General features: G+C 64.4%; 12 protein-coding genes and 1 pseudogene. 1 reads left to right on the top strand and 12 read right to left on the bottom strand.

Annotated features, from left to right (window positions below):
* Window positions 1-46 precede the first annotated feature (46 nt).
* Both H9K76_RS04655 and H9K76_RS04650 read right to left on the bottom strand, forming a co-directional pair.
* Entirely contained in the window at window positions 47-796 is a 750-nt protein-coding gene (locus H9K76_RS04655; protein WP_187598403.1) for a Nif3-like dinuclear metal center hexameric protein, read from the bottom strand.
* Between the two features lie 64 nt (window positions 797-860).
* Complete coding sequence (locus tag H9K76_RS04650) at window positions 861-2,189, bottom strand: MFS transporter (protein WP_187598402.1); 1,329 nt, start codon at window positions 2,187-2,189, stop codon at window positions 861-863.
* Between the two features lie 311 nt (window positions 2,190-2,500).
* Here H9K76_RS04650 and H9K76_RS04645 point away from each other — a divergent pair, with 311 nt between their 5' ends.
* Window positions 2,501-3,646 (top strand): trypsin-like peptidase domain-containing protein, encoded by a 1,146-nt coding sequence (locus H9K76_RS04645; protein WP_187598401.1) that lies wholly within the window; start codon window positions 2,501-2,503, stop codon window positions 3,644-3,646.
* Between the two features lie 170 nt (window positions 3,647-3,816).
* Here H9K76_RS04645 and tatC read toward each other — a convergent pair whose 3' ends face one another.
* The 10 genes and pseudogenes from tatC to H9K76_RS23655 all read right to left on the bottom strand — a co-directional run.
* Window positions 3,817-4,638 carry a twin-arginine translocase subunit TatC gene (gene tatC, locus H9K76_RS04640; RefSeq protein ID WP_187598400.1) on the bottom strand — a complete coding sequence of 274 codons (822 nt, stop codon included), beginning with the start codon at window positions 4,636-4,638 and terminating at the stop codon, window positions 3,817-3,819.
* Window positions 4,639-4,757: 119 nt separating this feature from the next.
* A complete protein-coding gene (tatB, locus tag H9K76_RS04635) occupies window positions 4,758-5,255 on the bottom strand; it encodes a Sec-independent protein translocase protein TatB (protein WP_187598399.1) in 498 nt (165 codons plus the stop codon).
* Window positions 5,256-5,297: 42 nt separating this feature from the next.
* Window positions 5,298-5,555 carry a Sec-independent protein translocase subunit TatA gene (gene tatA / locus H9K76_RS04630; protein WP_187598398.1) on the bottom strand — a complete coding sequence of 86 codons (258 nt, stop codon included), beginning with the start codon at window positions 5,553-5,555 and terminating at the stop codon, window positions 5,298-5,300.
* 83 nt (window positions 5,556-5,638) lie between these two features.
* Window positions 5,639-5,995, bottom strand: coding sequence for a histidine triad nucleotide-binding protein (locus tag H9K76_RS04625; RefSeq protein WP_187600456.1), 357 nt, complete (start codon window positions 5,993-5,995; stop codon window positions 5,639-5,641).
* Window positions 5,996-6,047: 52 nt separating this feature from the next.
* Complete coding sequence (locus H9K76_RS04620) at window positions 6,048-7,082, bottom strand: patatin-like phospholipase family protein (protein ID WP_187598397.1); 1,035 nt, start codon at window positions 7,080-7,082, stop codon at window positions 6,048-6,050.
* Entirely contained in the window at window positions 7,075-7,482 is a 408-nt protein-coding gene (locus H9K76_RS04615; RefSeq protein ID WP_187598396.1) for a DUF4870 family protein, read from the bottom strand. The genes H9K76_RS04620 and H9K76_RS04615 overlap by 8 nt, the downstream gene beginning before the upstream one ends.
* Window positions 7,479-7,862: a phosphoribosyl-ATP diphosphatase gene (locus tag H9K76_RS04610; RefSeq protein ID WP_187598395.1), complete on the bottom strand. Its 384-nt coding sequence runs from the start codon at window positions 7,860-7,862 to the stop codon at window positions 7,479-7,481. Before H9K76_RS04610 ends, H9K76_RS04615 begins: the two co-directional genes overlap by 4 nt.
* 21 nt (window positions 7,863-7,883) lie before the next feature.
* Complete coding sequence (gene hisI / locus H9K76_RS04605) at window positions 7,884-8,273, bottom strand: phosphoribosyl-AMP cyclohydrolase (protein ID WP_187598394.1); 390 nt, start codon at window positions 8,271-8,273, stop codon at window positions 7,884-7,886.
* Between the two features lie 114 nt (window positions 8,274-8,387).
* Window positions 8,388-16,478 (bottom strand): beta strand repeat-containing protein, encoded by an 8,091-nt coding sequence (locus H9K76_RS04600; protein ID WP_246475305.1) that lies wholly within the window; start codon window positions 16,476-16,478, stop codon window positions 8,388-8,390.
* Window positions 16,479-16,619: 141 nt separating this feature from the next.
* A pseudogene (locus tag H9K76_RS23655) lies at window positions 16,620-17,120 on the bottom strand (hypothetical protein); the annotation flags it as partial.
* Window positions 17,121-17,513: the final 393 nt, after the last annotated feature.

The following is a 17,513-nucleotide window of genomic DNA, read 5'->3' as shown; positions in this document are numbered from 1 at the left end:
AAATGCTCTTCAAAAACCAGGTAGACAGTCCCGTCGCCGTGGCGTTTCAGGCCGGATTGTCGATCTCGATGAAATGGTGCTCGATGCCCAGTAGCCCGGCCACATGGCCGCAGGTCGCCGGGGCACCATAGCGCTCGGTGGCATGGTGGCCGGCGGCGATGAACGCAACACCGGTTTCCCTTGCAAGGTGCGCCTGTGGTTCGGAGATTTCGCCCGTGATGTAGGCGTCGGCCCCCGCTGCGACGGCCGATTCGAAAAACCCCTGCGCTCCGCCCGTACACCAGGCCACGCGCCGGATGGGCCTGCCCGCATCGCCGACCAGGACCGTGGAACGCCCGAGCCGGTCTTGCACGTGCACGGCCAGGGCCGCTGCATCCGCAAAGGCTCCCGACCCGATCACGCCCAGATTCTGGTCGCCGAAGCAGCCGTCCGCCTCCAGTCCGAGCACGCGGCCGAGTTGTGCATTGTTGCCGAGTACAGGATGCGCATCGAGCGGGAGGTGGTAGGCGAAGAGGTTGATGTCATGCGCCAGCAGCAACTGGATGCGCTGCTTCATCCAGCCCGTGATGCGTCCGTCCATTCCGCGCCAGAACAGTCCGTGGTGCACGAAGATCGCGTCGGCGCGTTGTGCAATCGCCGCCTCGATCAGCGCCCGGCTGGCGGTGACGCCGCTCACGATGCGCGAAATGGTTTCCTTGCCCTCGACCTGCAGCCCATTGGGGCCATAGTCCTTGAAGCGCTCGGGCTGCAGGAGTTCGTCGAAGGTGGACAGCAGGGTTTGCCTTGAAGTGCTCATGCATCGGATTGTCCCAGATGCATGGGCCGGACAGCCAGCCATCTGCGTCCACCTTCCTTGCCGCCTACCCGCGCGCCGGCTGCCAGCCACGCGAGGCCAGCGGCCAGAAGCCCAGCAGGAAGCCGAGGACGCCCATGGCGGCCACATAGTGCGCAGGTGCCATCAGGTCATGCTGCTGCCAAAGGCTGATGATGATGGGCGTCAGTCCGCCAAACACGGCATAGGCCATGTTGTAGGCAAACGAAAGCCCGGTGAAGCGCACGGCGGGCGGGAATGCACGCACGCCCGTGATCGGAAGCAAGGAAATCGAGCCGCAGAAAAAGCCGACCAGGGCATAGGTCCACACCAGAGACTCGGGGGAGCCGGGCAGGTTCAGATAGAACAGGTACGCGGTGATAGCCAGGCCTCCCCAGCCCATCAGCATCACGGCCTTGGTGCCGATGCGATCGGTCGCCCAGCCGCAGACCGCACAGCCGATGGTGAGCGTGAGCGTCGCGGCCACATTGGCCTGCAGCGACAGTGCCGCCGGCACGTGGAACACCTTCTGCAGATAGGTCGGAGTCATCAGGATCACCACCACCACGGTCGTGGACAGCACCCAGGTCATGAGCGCCACCAGCAGCATCGCGGGCCGGTGCTCGCGCAGGACGGTCTTCACGGGCAGTTCGCCGGCCGTCTTCTTGCGTGCGGCCAGCTCCTTGAAGATGGGCGTTTCCTCCAGGAAGCGCCGCAGATAGACGGAAATCAGGCCGAACACGCCGCCCAGGATGAACGGGATGCGCCAGGCAAACGCGTCGATCTCCGAGGCTCTGTAGTGGGTGTTGATCGCCACGGCGATCAATGACCCCAGCAGAATGCCGCCCGTGATGCCAGCGGTGAGGGTCCCCACCGCCAGTCCGTAGTTGCGCTGCGGTACGTGCTCCGCGACGAACACCCATGCTCCGGGCATCTCGCCGCCGATCGCGGCACCCTGCATCACGCGCATGAGCAGCAGCAACAGCGGCGCGGCCACACCAATCGTCGCATAGGTGGGCAACAGGCCGATCACCAGCGTCGGGACCGCCATCAGGAAGATCGACAGCGTGAACATGCGCTTGCGTCCCAGCCGGTCACCGAAGTGGGCGATGATGATGCCGCCGATCGGACGCGCCAGGTAGCCTGCCGCGAAGATGCCCAGCGTCTGCAACTGGCGCAGCCAGTCGGGCATGTCGGAGGGAAAGAACAGTGCGCCAAGGACGTTGGCGAAAAACACGTAGACGACGAAGTCGTAGAACTCGAGCGTTCCGCCGAGAGCCGACAGGCCCAATGTTTGGTAGTCTTTTTTGTTGAGGTTGCGATGCGGAGCATCACCGGATGCGGATGCGGACGAGGCCGCCAAAGTCGATGGAGTCATTGCGTGAATCAGTGGTTCGGACGAACAACTGCACGGCGTCTGGCGATCGGGTCGCGCCACTGGACCCACCCTTCGCAGGGATACCGGTCGGGTCACCGATGAGAGGCAATCCACGGGGGTGTGGAGGATTGCCCTGAATGGGTGCCGTGGCAGTTGACCCCATACTAAGGGTTACCCCTTGATTGCAACAGAATGCCATCCAACAACCATGAAAAGTAAATGGTTGTGTATCCGGCCGCTGGCGTGCGCCATCTCCCGGTTTCCCGCGCAAACGCGCGACAATGCCTTATTTGCGGATAAAGAAACAACACATGAAGCGCTTCTGGCTGCTTTTCTCCCAGGCCGTCACCGTGGTGCTGGCCGCCTATTTCGTGGTGGCAACACTGCAGCCGAGCTGGCTCCAGCGCGGAGCCGCGCGCAGCAGCGCGGGCATCAGCCTCATCGAGGCACCGCCGGCAACGCGTGCGGAGCCGGCACCCGGCAGCCTGAGTGCCGCCGCGCGCAAGGCCTCGCCCGCCGTCGTCAGCATCAACACCAGCAAGGCGGCCCGCTCACCGCGCAGCAATGACCCCTGGTTCGAATTCTTCTTTGGCGACCAGGGCAACCAGGCTCAGGTGGGCCTGGGCAGCGGCGTGATCGTCAGCCCGGACGGCTTCATCCTTACCAACAACCACGTGGTGGAGGGTGCCGACGAGATCGAGGTCACGCTCACCGACTCACGCCACGCCCAAGCCAAGGTGATCGGCACCGACCCCGACACCGATCTCGCGATCCTCAAGATCGACCTGGACAAGCTGCCCGTCATCGTGCTGGGCGATTCCGACCAGCTTGCCGTGGGAGACCGCGTGCTCGCCATCGGCAATCCGTTCGGCGTGGGGCAGACCGTGACCAGCGGCATCGTCTCCGCCCTGGGCCGCAGCCAGCTTGGCATCAACACGTTCGAGAACTTCATCCAGACCGATGCAGCCATCAATCCGGGCAATTCGGGCGGCGCGCTCGTCGACGTGAACGGCAATCTCCTGGGCATCAACACGGCCATCTACTCTCGCTCCGGCGGCAGCATGGGCATCGGCTTCGCGATTCCGGTTTCCGTGGCCCGCCTGGTGCTCGACGGCATCGTGAAGGACGGTCAGGTCACGCGTGGCTGGATCGGGGCAGAGCCCAACGAACTCTCGCCTGAACTCGCGGAAACCTTCGGCGTCAAGACCTCCGAAGGCGTGATCATCACCGGCGTATTGCAGGGCGGCCCCGCTGCACAGGCAGGCCTGCGTCCCGGCGACATCATCGAGCAAGTAGGCGACAAGCCGATCCGCAATGTCTCGGAACTGCTCACGGCCGTGGCGGCACTCAGGCCCGGCGTGGAGACGACGTTCAAGCTGCGGCGCGGCGACAAGGAAGCTGACGTGACGATCATTCCCGGCAAGCGTCCACCCACACCCCGCCGCGTACAACGCTGATCCGAAAGTAAAAAGGGCAGTCCGGTTGAGCGGACTGCCCTTTTTGATTCTGACGCCCCATGCTCACATGGATCGGTCGGGACTCAGGCGGATATCGACCTGCCCCGGAAGTGCACGCCCCACCCGGAGTCAAAGCCTTCCTTCTCTCACCGCCCCTGATCCCGACCCGCTCAACCGGCCTTGTCGCCCGCCTTGTCACCCTCTTGCGCCGGAGTGTCCTCCTCGCCGGGCTTCTTGGCATTCTTCTGGAACCAGCCGGCGGCAAGAATGCCGATCTCGTACAGGAAGATCATCGGCACGGCGAGCGACACCTGCGAGAGCACGTCAGGCGGCGTCACCACGGCGGCCACGACGAACGCCAGCACGATGAAATAGCCTCTGAACGACTTGAGCTTCTCGATTTCGACGATGCCCATGCGCACCAGCAGGATCACCACGATCGGCACCTGGAACGCCAGGCCGAACGCGATGTACAGCGACAGGATTGCCTCGACATACGAGGAAATGTCAGGCGTGGCTGCAACGCTGGCCGGCGTGAAATGCTGGATGAAGCCGAACATGCGGTCCAGCACGAAGAGCTGCACGAACGCGATGCCGCCGTAGGCCAGCAGGCTGCCGAAGAAGATCAGCGGCAGCGCGAACTTCTTCTCGTGCGAATACAGGCCCGGCGCCACGAAGGCCCAGGCCTGGTACATGAGCCATGGCAGCGCCAGCAGCACGGCCGCCATCGCGAGCACCTTGAGCGGCACGATGAAGGGAGAGAACACACCCACCGCGATCAGCTTGGCGTCGGGCGGCATGTGCATCTTGATCGGATGCGCGATGAAATCGATCAGGCCGTCCGGCCCCGGCCAGATGGCAAGCAGCACCCCGGCCACGATAAGGCCATAAATACCGTACAGCAGCCGATCGCGCAGCTCCATGAGGTGCTGCACGAAGGGCTGCTCGGTGCCGGCCAATTCGTCTTCTTGGGATGGTGGAAGGTCTGCCATGATCAAACAAGTATGGGAGCCTTGTCGGCCCCCATGCGGAAATCGGACATGTCGCATGCATGAAGATCACACAGCGGACATGGCGGCGACTGCTACACATCGCCGCACGTTGTTGGGGCTCAGCGTGGCTTCTGCGGACGGAACCTCGCCACCCGCGCCGCGCCGGACTGGGCCTTGGTGCGCACGCCCGCGCGCGACTTGTACCACTGCGGAACGGCGCCACGCTTGAGGCGCCAGTTCTTGCGCGGATGGCTGTACGCCGGCATCACGGTGGATGCACCGCTCGATCCCCAGTCGTATTCCGAAGCCGTGGAGCCCGAGGCCGCATCGTTGATGGAGGACGTGACGTCGCTCCATTCCTTCTCGAAATCCTTGGCGCTGGTCTGAATGGAATGCTCGACATCGCGCGCGGCGGACTCCACGTTGTCCTTCATCTTGCGCAGTTCGTCGAGCTCCATCGAGCGGTTGACCTCGGCCTTCACGTCGTTCACATAGCGCTGGGCCTTGCCGAGCAGGGTTCCCACCGTGCGCGCCACCTTGGGCAGCTTCTCCGGTCCGATGACGACCAGCGCCACCACACCGATGAGTGCCATTTTCGAAAGACCGATATCGATCATGCAGCTGTCTCAGTCGCCAGGCGTCGTTGCATCAGCTTGTGCTCAGCCCTTGTGCTTGGCTTCCACGTCGATGGTGGTCGACTTGTCGGCGGCGGCAGCGTTGGTCACCTGACCCGCAGCAGCGTTGCCATTGCTGGTGCCGTTGGCATCAGCCTCGGCCTGGCCGTCCTTCATGCCGTCCTTGAAACCCTTGACGGCGCCCCCCAGGTCGGAGCCGATGTTCTTGAGCTTCTTGGTGCCGAAAACCATCACCACGATCAGCAGCACGATCAGCCAGTGCCAAATAGAAAACGAACCCATGTTGATTCTCCTAACGAATACAGACCATTCTAGACGCCGCAGGTGTCAGGACGGCATTTGTCATCACTTTCCCCGGAGGGGGATCAGCCTTTTTTCCAGGGGCGCGGGCCCCCGATCACGTGCACATGCAGGTGGTGCACTTCCTGTCCGCCTTCATCCCCCGTGTTCACCACGATGCGAAATCCACCCGCCGGGTAGGGATTACAGCCTTCCTGTGCAGCCAGCCGGGGAGCCAGGGCCATCATGTGGCCGAGCAAGGGGGCATCCTGTTCGGTGGCCTGGGCCATCGACGGGATGTGCTTCTTGGGAACCATCAGGAAATGCACTGGCGCCCAGGGGCTGATGTCGTGGAACGCAAAGACCTGTTCGTCCTCGTACACCTTCTTCGATGGAATCTTGCCCTCGATGATCTTGCAAAAAATACAGTCTGGATCGTGCATGTCTGACATGGCGGAATCAGTGGAATAACGGAAACAGGGGAAACGGAATCAATCACGCATTGTCCGCGAGTTTGAGCGTGGGACGCACGCCCACGTCGTCGAAGTGCGTCTCGAGCCAGCGCGCACCGGACAAACGCCCCAGTTCGAACAGTTGCCGAACGAACGCGAGGTCGGTGCGCATCTTGCTCGCCGCGCCGAAGGGCGCCAGCACCGAACCGCCATCGATGCGGTGCATGAGCACGTTCTTGTAGCGTCGGTCGTCCAGCTTGCCTTCCGCGAGCAGGCGGCGTACGAATTCGATGGCACGCAGCTCCGCCAGCAGGCCCGCGTTGAACGTGACCTCGTTGACCCGCTCCATGATTTCCTGCGCATCGTCGGGCAGTCCATCGTGGTCGATGGGGTTGATCTGCACGAGCAGGATGTCGGCCGCCGCCGTCCGGTAGATCAGCGGATAGATCGCGGGATTGCCGGAATAGCCGCCATCCCAGTAGTGCTCGCCGTTGATCTCGACGGCCTTGAACAGCGCGGGCAGGCACGCGGATGCCATCACTGCATCGGCGCTCAGCCGCTTGCCCGAGAAGATCTCGCCGCGCCCGGTGCGCACATTGGTCGCACAGACGAAGACCTGCTTGGCATTCTTGGCGCCTATGAGCTCGAAGTCGACCACCCTCTCCAGCAGCTTGCGCAGCGGATTGATGCCAAGCGGATTCATCTGGTAGGGCGACAGGAACTGCGAGAACATGCTCATGAACGCGCCGGCGGCTGGCATCGGCACGCCCCACATCAGCGTGGAGCCCATGGTACCGACGCCTTCCCAGAGCTGGGCAAGCGTTTCTCTGGCCTTCTGCGCCCCGGCGAGCTGCGCCTGCACAGGGTCGCTGAACTCATGCGAGGCGACCGCAAAGCCATGCGCCATGGCCACCGCATTCATCGCCCCGGCACTGGTGCCGCTCACGCCTTCGATGCGCACGCGACCATCCTCGAGCAGCGCGTCGAGCACTCCCCAGGTGTATGCGCCGTGGGAGCCTCCCCCCTGAAGGGCCAGGTTCAGGGTCTTGCTGCCGCCCTTGTCATGCGACTCAGGCATCGACGCCCCGGCCCTTGCTCATCGCGAGCATGCCGCGAATGATGCGATACAGGAACCACAGCGAGATCAGGCCCCAGGCGATCCAGCCGGGCACCACGAACAGCAGCCACAGCGGCGAGGTGAGCACGTACAGCACGCCAGCCCAGATCACAGAGCGGATGCGCCAGGAGAAATGGCTTTCCTGCCACGTACCCTCCGCATCGCTGCGCTTGACGAGGTCGATCACCAGCGCCACCAGCAACAGCAGGATGCTGGGCTGCGCGCTGGGCACCACGGCCGCCACGGCAACGATCAGGTGCAGGATGTAGCTGACCCAGCCAATTGCCACCAGGCTCTCGGCACGCTGGCTGGACGAGCCGCGTGGCTCCGCATCGATCACGTCGTTGTTGCGATTGTTCAAGTTGAACCTCCTTCATCAATGGCACGTTGATCGGCCTTGCGCAGCGCCTTTTCCTCCAGGCCGCTCAGGCCTTCGCGGCGCGCAAGCTCGTTGACGACATCAGCAGGCGTGAGGCCATAGTACGACAGTGCCACCATCGAGTGAAACCACAGGTCGGCCACCTCATAGGTCAGCACGGATTTGTCCGCCCCATGATCCACGTCCTTGGCGGCCATCACGACCTCCGTCGCCTCCTCGCCCACCTTTTTCAGGAAGGCATCGGGCCCCTTGGCGAGCAGGCGCGCCACATAGCTCTTGTCCACATCGCCGCCCTTGCGGCTCTCGATCACATCGGCCAGGCGGGCCAGCACGTCGACGGAATTCAATTCTTGGGTACTCATGATGTCGCTTTGCACTGCTCTTTACTTGTAGATGGTTTCCGGATCTTTCAAGACCGGATCGACGGGCAACCACTCACCATCCTGCAGGCGACTGTAGAAGCAGCTGTGACGTCCCGTGTGACAGGCGATCCCGGGCTCGTGGCCGGTCTGCGTCACCTTGAGCAGCACCACGTCGTTGTCGCAGTCGATGCGGATGTCATGCACCGTCTGCACATGGCCGGACTCCTCGCCCTTGAACCACAGCTTCCCCCGCGAGCGCGAGAAGTACACGGCGCGGCCCAGCTCGGCGGTCTTTGCAAGCGCCTCGCGGTTCATCCACGCGAACATCAGCACGTCGCCCGAGGCGGCCTCCTGCGCAATCACGGGCACGAGGCCCTGCGCATCCCATTTCACTTGATCTAGCCAGTTCATGTTCCCATTGTCCGATATTCGGTGTCATCGCGAACGGCACCGCCCATCACAGGGCAAAAAAAGAGGCCGGGATCAACCGGCCTCTTCTCTCAGTCGCTCACAGGGCGCTACGCCTCAGCGCCTCGCACCGGACGTCCGCTGCAGCCTCGTGGCGGCCACGGTCATCAGCAACAGGCCGAGCAGCATCAGCATGGTGCGCGAGTCCACCGGCACTGGCGTCACCTCGGGCGGCGCCCCGATGTCGTCGCTGTCCGTCGACGTGCACGGAGCCGCCAAAGTGCACGCACCGCCCGTCACGCTCGCCGTGTTCACCGCCTTGCTGCCCACGCTGCCCGTCACCTTCGCCGTCACCGTGTAGCTGACGCTGCCGCCCGCCTTCACCGTGATGCCCGTGCAGGTCAGTCCCTGGCAGCTGCCCGCCACCGAGCCCGCACTCGCCGTGCCCGCCTCGATGCTCGCCTTGTCCAGGCCGCTCACCACCGTGTCCGTCCAGCTCAGGTCCGTCGCATCCGTACCGCCGCTGTTCGTGATCGTCACCGTGTACGTCGTGGTCGTGGTGGCCGCCACCTTCGTCACGCCGTTCGTCTTGGTCACACTCAAGGCGGCCTGGGTACGCACATCGGTGCTGGTGCTTGCGCAGTGGGCATCGCCCGTGCAGTTGCCCGGCGTGGGCGGATTGCCACCGTTGTGCGGGTCGCCGCCACCGCCTACCGCCGCGCTGTTGGTCACGCTGGGCACCGCAGCCGCTGCAATCGTCACCGGAACGCTGATGCTCGTAGAACCGCCTGCCGCAATCGCTGCAGTGCTCGTGCAGGTCAACACCTGGCCCGAGGCCACGCAACTCCAGCCGCTGTAGGTACCGTTGGCAGCGGTCACGCCCGCCGGCATGCTGTCAGTGACCGTGACCGTACCGGTTGTCGCCGCCGTACCGCTGTTGCTTACCGTCAGGGTGTACCGGGCATCCGCCTGCGCCACCACCCACGGACCGTTGCTGGTCTTGGCAAGGCTCAGTTTCGGCACTCCCGGCAGCTGCTCGCAGTTGGCATCCGTCGAACCATTGCCGATGCCGGCAGCGTTGTAGGCGCCATTGCCCGGTGCTCCCGTGCAGGCCATGGTCGTCACCCCCACGTTCGTCGTGAATGTGATCGCCACCGTGTAGGTATGCGTCGCCGCATTGTTGATCGTCGTATTGGTCGCACTGATCTGGTTGTCCACACCGTTCGACGGTGCTGCCGCCAGCGCAGGATTGACAACCCCATCCGTGGAGACCACCGTCCAGCTGTCCAGCACGACACCCGCCGGGTAGCCCGGAGTGTCGTTCAGCGTATAGCTTCCCGGCACACCGCCGCCATTGACAACCGTCACCGTGTAGGTGGCCGTGTGCTGGCCAGGAGTGGCTGTAGGCACGATGACTGGCTTGCTCTTGCTCACGACCATGGCCGCTGGCAGGTTCACCACAGTGTCCTTGCCCGCGCAGTGGCCCGGCGTCGCCGCATCCAGCGCCGTGCAGGCGCTGCCCGGAGCCGGTGGGTTGCCTCCGTTGAACGGATCTCCACCACCTGCCACCGCGGCGTTGTTCGTCACCGTCGCTCCCGTGCCGCTCGTGATCGCCGAGGCGTCCACCGTCACCGGCAGAACGATCGCATCCGTGCCATTGGCCGCAATGCTCGTGCTGCTCGTGCAGGTCACCGTCTGGCCGCTCACCGTGCAGCTCCAGTTGCCGCTCGTCCCGTTCACCGCCGAGATGCCCGCTGGCAGCGTGTCCACCACCGTGATCGGGCCCACCGTCGCCACCGTCGCGCTCGCGTTCGTCACCGTCAGCGTGTACTCCGCACCGCCCTGGCCCACCACCCAGGCTCCGTTGTCTGCCTTCGCCAGTTGCAGGCTCGGGGCATCCACGTTCGTCGTGGTCGTCGAGCGGCAGTCCGCCGTGTTCGTCGGACACACAGGGTCGCCACCGCCCAGCACCGTCGCCGTGTTGCTCACGCTGGGCGAGGAGACCACCGCCTGCGGCGTCACCGGGATGGTGAAGCTCACCGAACCGCCAGGGTTGGCACCCTGGGGCGCTGCCAGCACCTGCGTGCTCGTGCAGGTCACCTGCTGGTCTTGCGCCGTGCAGCCCGCCGGCAGCGGGCCCAGCGTCAGCGACGCCGGAACCACGTCCGTCACCGTGATCGTGCCGCTCGTGGGTGCCGTACCCACGTTCGTCACCTTCAGCACGTACTCGCCCTGCACTCCCACAGAGAACGTCGGCGTGTTCGTCGTCTTCACGATCTTCAGGTGCGGTGCATTCACCACCGTGCTCGTGCTCGGCGCGCAGCGTGCCGGCAGGCTCGCCGCCCCCGTGCCGTCCGCGCACAGCGGATCGCCGCCGCCTGTGGCCGTCGCCTGGTTCACCACGGTCTGGCCATCCACGCTCGCCTGCGGTGTCACCGGGATGTCGAAGCTCACCGTCGCGCCCTGCGCCAGGCTCGCCACCGTGCAGACCACCATCTGGCTGCCCGCAGGGTTCTGCACGCAGGCCGCGTTCAGGCTTGCCGTGTCGATCGTCAGTCCTGCAGGCACCGTGTCCGTCACCGTCACTGCTGCCGTCGTATCCGCCGTGCCCGTGTTCTTGAGCACCAGCTGGTAGTTCGCCTGCTGGCCCACCGTGAACGCCGTCACCGAGGTCGCCTTCGTGAGCGTCAGCTGCGGCGCCGTCACCGGGTTGTCCGTCGTGCCCGTGCAGTGCGTGCCTGCCGGGCAGGTGCTGTCACCCGTGTCCGGATTCGCCTGGGCCTTGTTCGTCAGCGACTGCCCATCGGCGCTCGCCTGCGGCGTCACCGGGATCGTGAAGACCACCGAGCTGCCGCTGGGCTTGCCCGCGGGGACGTTGCAGGTCACCACCTGCCCGCTTGCGCTGCAGCCGCTGTTCGTCAGGTCGCCAATCAAGAGGCCCGTCGGAATCGTGTCCGTGATCGTGCCCGCCAGCGTCTCTGCCTGACCGTTGTTCGTCGCCGTGATCGTGTAGCTCGTCTGCTGGCCCACCACGAAGCTGCCGTTGAGCACCTTCGTCACGTCCAGTTGCGGACGATTCACGTTCGTCTGGATCGTGGTTTCGCATGGCGCCAGCGCCGTGCACGCCGTGCCGCCACCGCTCGCCTTGGCCGTGTTCACCGCCGGGGTCGCCGTGCCGTTGGCAATGCTCACCATCGCGTTGATCACCGGCGCCGCCGAGCCCGGCAGCAGCACCGCGCTGCTCGCGCAACTGATGCTCGCGCCGCCGCTGCCGATCGTGCATGCCCAGCCCGTGCCGCTTACGCTGGTCACCGTGATGCCTGCCGGCATCGTGTCCGTCACCATGATCTGGCCGCTCGTGCTGTTCGTGCCCGTGTTCGTCACCGTGATCGAGTACACGCCCGTCTGGCCCACCGCAAAGCTCGTGGGCGTCGCCTGCTTGGCGATGCTCAGCACCGGCGTGCCACTGTTCTGGCTGGTCACCGTCGAGGTCTTCGTGCAAGGCGCTGCCGTGCAGGTCACGCCGGCCGGCGGCGTCACCGTCGCCGTGTTCACGATGTCGCCCGTCGCGCTCAGCCTGGCCTTGCCCGTGACGGTAATCGTCACCGATTTGCCCATCGGCAGGTTCACGCCCGTCAGGTTCACGTTGTTGTCCGTGCCCGAGGCCGTGCCGCCGCAGCTTGCGCTCGCGTCGCTGGCCACGCAGCTCCAGCCGCTCACTTCCACGTCGCTGGGCACCGCATCGTTCACCGCGGCTCCCGTCACATCGCTCGGGCCCGCGTTGCTCACCACGATCGTGTAGTTCAGCGGCTGGCCCGGCACGTAGCTTGTGCCTTGCTCCGACGTCTTCGTGATGGTCAGGTCTGCCTTGGCGCTCACCTGGGTCGTCGTGCCCGAGCAGTGCTGCGCATCCGTGCAGGCCTGCGGGTCGGGCGGGTTGCCGCCGTTGTGCGGATCTCCGCCACCGCCCACCGAGGCCTTGTTGGTCACGCTCGATGCGGCCGTCGCTGCAATCGTCACCGGGATGACGATGTCTGCGCTCACGCCCGCAGCAATCGCTGTCGAACTCTTGCAGGTCAGCACTTGGCCCACTGCCGTGCACGCCCAACCGTTGTACGTGCCGCTTGCTGCCGTGATGCCCGTGGGCATCGCATCGCTCACCGTGATCTCGCCCGACGTGCTCGCCGTGCCGCTGTTGCTCACCGTCAGCGTGTAGCTTGCGCCCGTCTGCGCCACCGTCCAGGGACCGTTGCTGCTCTTGGCAAGGCCCAGGTTGGGAACGCCCGGCAGGGCTGCACAGTTGGCGCTCGGCGCGCCGCCGATGCTCGCCGCGTTGTACGCACCGCTGCCCTCTGCCCCCGTGCACGCCAGTGCCGTCACGCCCGCGTTCGTCGTGAACGTGATCGCCACTGTATAGGTATGGGTTGCGCCGTTGGCGATGCCCACGTTGCTCGCGCTGATCTGGTTGGCGCTGCCGTTGGCCAGAGGATTGGCCAGCGCTACGTTCACCGCACCGCCGCCTGCCGCCGCCACCGACGAGCTGTTGAACACCACACCGCTGGGGAAGCCCGGGGCATCCGCCAGCGTGTAGCTGCCCGGTACGCCGCCCGTGTTGTTCACCGTCACCGTATAGGTGGCCGTGTACTGGCCCGGCGTGCCGGTCGCCGCAATGGTCGGTGCACCCTTGTTCACCGCCAGTGCCGCTGGAGCATTCACCACGGTGTCCTTGCCCGCGCAGTGGCCCGGCGTCGCCGCATCCAGCGCCGTGCAGGCACTGCCCGGTGCCGGTGGGTTGCCTCCGTTGAACGGATCTCCACCACCTGCCACCGCGGCGTTGTTCGTCACCGTCGCTCCCGTGCCGCTCGTGATCGCCGAGGCGTCCACCGTCACCGGCAGAACGATCGCATCGGTGCCATTGGCCGCAATGCTCGTGCTGCTCGTGCAGGTCACCGTCTGGCCGCTCACCGTGCAGCTCCAGTTGCCGCTCGTCCCGTTCACCGCCGAGATGCCCGCTGGCAGCGTGTCCACCACCGTGATCGGGCCCACCGTCGCCACCGCCTGGCTCGCGTTGGTCACCGTCAGCGTGTACTCCGCACCGCCCTGGCCTACCACCCACGCTCCGTTGTCTGCCTTCGCCAGTTGCAGGCTTGGGGCGTCCACGCTCGTCGTGATGCTGGATTTACAGTTACCGGGAATCGGGCATGTAGGGTCTCCACCGCCCTGAGCTGACGCCTGATTGGTCACCGCAGGCGATGCAGCCGCGTTGGGCGTCACCGGGATGGTGAAGCTCACCGAAGCGCCAGGATTGGCCCCCTGGGGCGCCGCCAGCACCTGCGCGCTCGTGCAGGTCACCTGCTGGCCCTGTGCCGCGCAGCCCGACGGCATCGTACCCAGCGTCAGTGATGCCGGAACCACGTCCGTGATCGTGATGGTTCCGCTGGTCGGCGCCGTGCCGGTATTGGTGACGGTCAGGATGTATTGCGATTGCACACCCACCGAGAACCTGGCCGGATTGGCCGTCTTGCTCATGGTGAGCTGCGGCGCATTGACGGCCGTGGTGGTCTGCGGCGCGCAGCGCGCCGGCAGGCTGCCCACAGCTGTGCCGTTCACGCACTGGGTATCACCGCCACCCGTGGCCGTTGCCTGATTGGTGACCGAAATGCCGTTCAGGGAGTTGTCCGGCGTGACGAAGATTTCAAACTCGACGCTCGCGTTGGCTGCAAGTCCCGCGGCCTGCGTGCAGGTCACGGTGCTCTGGCTACCCGACGTCGAGATCGTGCAGGCCGCGGAAGGGCTCACCGAGCCCACGGACAGACCGCCAGGGATGACGTCCGTGACCGTGGTAACAGCCGTGGTACTCGCATTGCCCGTGTTGCTCAGCTTGAGCTTGTAGCTGGCCTGCTGGTTCACCGTGAAGGTGCTGGGCTGCGGGGTTTTCTCCAACAGCAGCAGCGGTGCTGTCACCGGGTTATCCGTTGTGCCCGTGCAATGCGCACCGCCGGGGCAGGTGCTATCACCCGTGTCCGGGTTCGCCTGTGCCTTGTTCGTCAGCGACTGACCGTTGGCGCTCGCCTGCGGCGTCACGGGAATCGTGAAGTTCACAAAGCTGCCGCCGCCTACTCCCGCAGGCACATTGCAGGTCACGACTTGAGCGTTGGCACTGCAGCCGCTGCCCGTGAGGTCACCGATCACAAGTCCCGTCGGGATCGTGTCCGTGATCGTGCCCCCTGCCAGTGTCGCCGCCGAGCCACTGTTGGTGACCGTGATGGTGTAGCTGGTGGACTGCCCCACCACGAAGCTGCCGCTGCCGTTCAGCACCTTGGTCACATCCATCTTGGGACTGTTCACCGGTGTCTGGATGGTGCTGGTACAAGGCGCCGAGGCGGTACATGCCGTACCACCGCCCGTCACGCTCGCCGTATTGGTTACCGGCGAAGCCGTGCCGTTGGCGACACTGACCTGCAGATTGATGACGGGAGCATTCGCCCCCGGCGGCAGCACCGTACTGCTGGTGCAGCTCAATTGCGTATTGCCTGCGGCCGTGGAGCAGTTCCAGCCTGCGCCGGCATTCACCGTGGTGATGGTCAGCCCCGGAGGCAGGGTGTCGGTCACGGTCATCGTGCCGCTGGTGCTCGTTGTGCCGCTGTTGCTCACCTGAATGGCATAGCTGCCGCTTTGCCCCACGGCAAATGCACCGCCCGCTACTTTCACGATCTTCAGGTTGGGCACACCGACGTTCTGGTTCGTCACCGTCGCGCTTTTCTGGCACGGCGCCGTCGTGCAGGTCGCTGCAGCCGGCGGCGTCACCGTTGCCGTGTTCACGATGTCGCCCGTCGCAGTCGATTGCGCCGTACCGTTCACGGTGATGGTGATCGTTGTGCCCTTGGGCAAGCTGACATTGTTCAGCGCGACGTTGTTGTTCGTGCCGCTGCTGGTCGCCCCACAACTGGCCGAGCCGCTTGGCGTGCAGGTCCAGTTCGCGACGTTGACCGAGCCAGGAACCGTGTCGCTCACGCTCACGCCCGTCACATCGCTCGGGCCGGCATTGCTCACCGTGATGGTGTAGTTCAGGCTCTGGCCTGGAACATAGGTCCCACTGGGCTGGGCCACCTTGGTGATGCTCAGGTCCGATTTCTGTACCACATTGACAGTAGGCGTCCTGGGGTCGCACGTCTCGCCGGCGTTGGCCGCCGTGCACGAAGGATCGCCCCCACCGCCCAGATTGGCCGTATTGGTGGCGCCACCCGCAACCGCGCCCGCACCCACGTTGACCGGAATGCTCACGGTGTATGTGCCGTTGGCCAGATTGGCACCCAACTGGCAACTGGCACCGAGGCTGGAACCGCTGCTGGCGCAGCCGCTCAGCACTGCACCACCCGACACCGACGGCGCTGCAGCCAAGGTAATGCCGGAAGGCAGGTTGTCGGCAATGGTGATGGGGGCCGTCGTCGGCCCGTTCGCCACGGTGATGGCAACGTAGTAGAACTGATCGGTCGCACCGACCACCAAGGGGTTGACCGAGACAGTTTTTGCGCTGGTCAGCCTGGGGTAGACGGGGGTGTTGGTGAACGTGCAAGTGATGTCATCACGTGACTGGGGCGTGATGTTGACACTGGTGCCGCTACCAGATGCGGGCACGGTGGTGCCGCCACTCATCGCGTTGGAGCAGACATAACTGCTTGTGTAACGCGCCAAATTGGTGGTGCCCGCAGCAACCTCGCTCAATACGTAGTTGGTACCTGCCGTCGCCGTGAAGATCCCTGTGCTGACGCTGGGGTCGGCGTTGGCCGAAGTCGCGCTGCCGCCTCCACCACTGATCTGGACCGTGAATTGATCCGTACTGACCAAACGCCCTGCAATGGTTTTGCTCACGCGCAGTTTGGGTCGCGCGCTCACGGTACTTGACACGGATGCGGTGCAACGTCCGGTGCCGTTGCAACTGGCGTCCCCACCACCCGTGGCCGTCGCCGTATTGGTGACCGAGAACGGTGCCGAGGCCGTTGGCGTGACGGGAATGGTGATGGTCGTAGCCGCACCACCAGCGGTCAAACTGGCGGCCGCCACCGTGCATTGAACGTTCTGGCTGCCCGCAGGATTCAACGTGCAGTTGGCAGGCAGCGTGCCAATAGTCAACCCGGCTGGAATCGGGTCGGTGACAACGACATTGGCGCTGGCATTCGTGCCGCCGATGTTTTGAACACTGATCACATAGTTGCTGGAGGTGCCCACCACCATCGGCTCGGCAGACGCCGTCTTCTGAATCCGGATGATCGGCAGCGAATTGCTTATGACCGTGCTGGTGTTGTTGCTGCTGTCGGCATCAGTCTGCGAGACCGTCGCCGTATTGGTGATGCTGGTTGTTCCTGTGGCAGGCCGAACTGTGAACGTATAGGTCAGATAGCTACTGTTACTGTTTCCACCAGGATTGCCAGGCAGCGTTCCGCTGGTCAGGACATAGGCATTTCCGACGTTTGAGTGGAAGTTGGCTGCGCATGTCGCCGACCCCGTGGCTGAGCACGTAGGGGTGCCAACGACGGTCACACTGGCAGGCAAGGTGTCTGCAACGGTGACGGCTGAAGCCGAGGAACTCGGATTGCTGTTGTTCCAGACCTTGATGCTGTATTGAAACGTTGGAGGCGTTGCCGGGCTTGAATCAAAGGTCGCAGGTGCGGATTTCTGAACCGCGATGTCCGACAAGATTGCCGCGCAACCGGTGTAGGAAGCCGGATTGCTGGGGTCAAGGAGGTTTGCTTCCGGAATGATTTCAGTCCCTCCTCCCGCAGCAGCTGGTTTTGTCCATTGCAAGCGCAGATGATTGACCCCGCCCTGGTTGTTCCAGTAGATGCGCATGGCATAGCAGGCATTGGCCTGCGTCACGACAAAATTGCCCGGAATCGTTTCAAAAGTGCTGTCGTTGGAAGTCCAGGCAGCCAGCGATCCAACTGGAATGTTGTAACTGATCCCTCTATAGTTCCCTGCATTCGCAGCGACCACATCGCTGGAGAAATCAATTCGTACGCCATCGTCATGCGCCGCTCGAAAGGTATAGGTACCTGCGGCAGGGAACTTGACTATCGAATAGATGACCTTGCCCTGCCAACGCTGTTGGCAAGCTGTCGAGGACGAGTTAGCCGTGTTGCACAAGCCATAGCTGGAGGAAAACCAGTCCACATTGGTTGCAGTTCCACTACTGGCGATGTTTGCCGTAGTTGCGGCGAAATTGGCGAGATTCGCCATTTGCGT

It is taken from the genome of Diaphorobacter ruginosibacter, from assembly GCF_014395975.1.
GTDB classification, from domain to species: domain Bacteria; phylum Pseudomonadota; class Gammaproteobacteria; order Burkholderiales; family Burkholderiaceae_C; genus Diaphorobacter_A; species Diaphorobacter_A ruginosibacter.
This window is presented reverse-complemented; position numbering and strand designations above follow the sequence as displayed.